At 35.7% G+C, this 3,601-nt stretch carries 4 protein-coding genes; all 4 read right to left on the reverse strand.

Going from position 1 to position 3,601, the window contains the following annotated elements; genetic code table 11:
- A partial coding sequence (locus E1171_RS04910; protein WP_155204666.1) for a hypothetical protein occupies nt 1–466 on the reverse strand: 466 nt, incomplete at its 3' end.
- 386 nt (nt 467–852) lie between these two features.
- A complete protein-coding gene (locus tag E1171_RS04915; RefSeq protein WP_155204667.1) occupies nt 853–1,905 on the reverse strand; it encodes a succinylglutamate desuccinylase/aspartoacylase family protein in 1,053 nt (350 codons plus the stop codon).
- A 121-nt stretch (nt 1,906–2,026) separates the two neighbouring features.
- Nucleotides 2,027–2,407 (reverse strand): VOC family protein, encoded by a 381-nt coding sequence (locus E1171_RS04920; protein ID WP_155204669.1) that lies wholly within the window; start codon nt 2,405–2,407, stop codon nt 2,027–2,029.
- Between the two features lie 5 nt (nt 2,408–2,412).
- Nucleotides 2,413–3,282, reverse strand: a complete 870-nt coding sequence (locus E1171_RS04925) for an SDR family oxidoreductase (protein WP_155204671.1) — start codon at nt 3,280–3,282, stop codon at nt 2,413–2,415.
- Nucleotides 3,283–3,601 lie beyond the last annotated feature (319 nt).

Below are 3,601 nucleotides of genomic sequence, written 5' to 3' on the forward strand. Positions count from 1 at the left end.
TATCAAAACTATAATCCACCCGCAGTCCACCTACTTCTGAAATTTTCCCAAAACGATAATTTAAACGGACCTCATTAATTTTCCTTACTTCCCCGAAAGTATAATCAATTTTAAGACCTCCAATTTTATCGACATCATCCCACCGGTAATCAATATTGGTATTTCCAATTCTGGTTATCCGGCCCTTGGAATCTCTTTCAATGTGAGCACGAGAATAAGGCATCTGTTGTATATTTTTACTTTGCAGATTGAACAGAACATCTCCTTGTCTGTAATACAAATTACCGTATTCATTGATATAAAAAGTCAAACCTTGAGCCTGAAAATCCATGGTTCTTAGACCATCAATCATCAGGTACCCTCTATAATATGGACTTCCGATACTCGGCGGAATATATTCAATTACCCCACAGGAAGCATTTAAAAGCAGGAAAGCAACTAAGCCAAGATTAAAGAACCTTCTCATCTCTGTAAAAAATTAGTTAAAAAAATAAAATTCAATATGAAGAATTATTGGCTTTGACCTAAGAAACTCTAAATGGTTTAAATAAAAACTAAATTTTTAAAATGAGATTGCTTAATTAAAACCTTTTCTATCGGGAAATGACACAGTTTAAATTGGTAGTATCTGAGAATTTCTCATGGATTAAATTCCACAGGTTAAAAAAAGTAATACATGGACGATTGGAGAAAAATCTTATCAAGAATTTATTTTTAATTTCTTTAAATTTTAAAGGAGCACCGTTATAACAATCATCTTCTCACCAACATATTTAGAATTTCCTGATAATTTTTTTAAGAGAAGGAAGGGAAAAGAGACTAATTTATAATTAAAACTATACTTCCTAATTCTTATTTATCAATAATCCCTAACTGAATCACTCGTCCCCCATTCATATTGGTAGGGTCCGTACTCTTACTAATTACAATCCCATCTTCCGGAGCAAAGTATTCCCCTATTACCTTTCCAAAGGCGTTCCTCACTTGCGCAATCTTATCTCCTTTTTTTAAATAATCTTTTAATTCAACGAGCACCTCCAAAAAGCCACCCTCCACAGTATATATCCAAAAAGAACTTTGGCAAATAATTTGATTTTTCACCTTAGGGAAGGTAAATTTCCCATACATACCTAACCATCCCAGGGAATTCAAAATACCCTTCACTCCTCTTTCGTTAATCTCTTTCTGGTAAACAAATGGGTTTCCATATTCCACCGTAATCGAACTTATTCCCATTAAGGAAGCAGTTGCCCTCAAGGTAGCTGAACGACTGGAAATTTCTCCTACTGATGCCACTTTCGTATCCAAAATGATATCTGCTTGCTGCAAAAAAGCCAGAGCTCTTAAAGTATCATTTTCTAAATCTGCCCTAACATACATACTATTTGCTCTTCCAAAACTGGCGGTATGCATATCTATTAGGAAATCAAATAAAGGAAGAATGTTATGGGTAATTTTATAAACAAATTGTTGACTTTGGTTGCCATATTTTTCCCCAGGAAACAATCGGTTCAAATCATAATTCTCAATAAACAAACGCTGATCTTGATGAATTGCATAAGCATTAATCCCAGGAATGGCAATGATTCGCCCCTTAAGTTGATAAACATCAATTTGCTCAACCAGCTTATGTACTATGGAAATTCCATTTAACTCATCTCCATGAATTCCAGCAACTAAACCAAGAGTAGGTCCTTTAGTTTTTCCCTGAATGATTATTACTGGAATATAAATGGGGAAGCCAAAGGTGTTTGTTCCCATTTCTAATTTATAATTGTAAATCCCTTGTTTTTCCAGTTTAATAGCCTTTAGATCCTCGACCTCAGGATAATCCTGGCCAAAACATTTTAGATTAAGGAAAACAAAAATCCCAAAAAGCAAAATAAAGATCTTTTCCACTCTCATTTTTTCCAATTGAAAAGGAGTCTTTCAACAAGTAATAAACCATCCAACCAAACATAAGTTTATGCAAACACTTTTCCTTTTCAGTGGGACTATTACTCTAAAAAAAATTTTCCTTACCCCATTATTCATAGGTTCTAATTTCTATGCTATGTTTGTCGGGATCTTTTGCATACAAAGCCCAGGTTTCTCCTTTGGCTCCTTGCCAACGTTTGGGTTCACCTTTATTTTCCTGATCAAAGGGGCTATTGCCAAATAAAATATTGGAAGCAATCCACCGCCTTCTTACTTCTTCAAAATCTCCTTTTGGCATGGAGAAGGCATAATGCTCAGGTAATACTTTCTCTGACTTTCTCAAGTCAAAAACCAAATGATCATTAATTCTGATGACGTGGAAAGGCCCTATTTCTCCTTCGTAATGAAAGCCCATAATGTCTGTATAAAATGCTATACTTTTAGGAACATCCGCAACCGAAACAATAGTATGATCTAATTCAATATTCATAATTCTTAACCTTTAAATACGGGAAGAAATACCTCCTCAGAAAACTGTCGAAAGCTTCTGGGTTCATTTCCTGTAATTACTTCTACATCACCAGTGGTATAATCCCCCCAGTTTTCACTATAAGCTTTGGAATAATCTCTCATTACTTGAGCAAACCAATCATCCATTCCCATTTGCAAAAATGCCTTATAAACTTCATCAACGGAAATAGGAACATATTCAACTTGTTTGTCCAAACTTTGAGAAAGTACTTCAGCCATTTGGTAAAATGAAATAGATGCAGGACCTGTGAGGGTATATATTAAACCATCATGCTCCCCTTCTACCAATAATTTAGTGACACAATCGGCAATATCTCGCACATCAACCAATCCTAGTTTACCATCACCCATGCCCCAATACATTTTGCTCTCACATTTAATGCTTTCAAGAGCACCCAATAAATTTTGCATAAAAAAGTGGGGACGAATAATAGTAAAAGGCAATCCGGATTGTATAAGGGCCTCATCACTGATATAATGCATACGTCCATTTTCCGTAGGGGCATCCTCAGCTGCACCTATAGCTGAAACCCGAACATAGTAAGGTGTCCCAGCATGTAAAGCAGCATTTAATATTGCCTTCCCCTGTGCCACGGCATCGGAGTTCGGTGGAGTAAGGGCTAATACTGCATCTACCCCTTCCGCAGCCTTATTCAAAGCCTTCTGATTGGAAAAATCTCCTTCAAAAAGTTGAACTCCCATTTCCCTTAACTTTTCTGCCTTTTTGGAATTTCTAACATAGGCCCGGACTTGAGCCCCCTTTTCCACTAATTGAGGAATGACCAAGCTTCCTATATTTCCTGTTGCACCTGTTACTAAAATGGTCCTAATCATATTAATATTCCAGTTCCAATGAACATTTTAAGAAATAACCTTTTGAAAATTAAGACCCTGGTTGATATCAGGAACCTTTTTACAATGACCCTCCCGAAATCATTACCGGATTTTTCCTTTATAACAAGAAGCCCGATAAGTTGATTTACATTTCTAAAAAAAATCCTCCAGATATAAGAGAATATAAAAATTGAATCCATAAAATTTTGTCTGCTAAAACAACTTAAAAAGTTCAACCAAATACAGGGAAAAATGACCACTTAAATGATAAAGGGAGGACTTCTTTCGAGATTCCTCTAAGTGGATAAAATTTGCAGAA

It is taken from the genome of Xanthovirga aplysinae, assembly GCF_009711365.1.
Taxonomy (GTDB): domain Bacteria; phylum Bacteroidota; class Bacteroidia; order Cytophagales; family Cyclobacteriaceae; genus Xanthovirga; species Xanthovirga aplysinae.

Bases quoted from the DNA above. Each gene is read 5' to 3' on its own strand.
- E1171_RS04925 (WP_155204671.1), bottom strand. From the start codon at position 3,282: ATGATTAGGACCATTTTAGTAACAGGTGCAACAGGAAATATAGGAAGC.
- E1171_RS04915 (WP_155204667.1), bottom strand. From the start codon at position 1,905: ATGAGAGTGGAAAAGATCTTTATTTTGCTTTTTGGGATTTTTGTTTTC.
- E1171_RS04920 (WP_155204669.1), bottom strand. From the start codon at position 2,407: ATGAATATTGAATTAGATCATACTATTGTTTCGGTTGCGGATGTTCCT.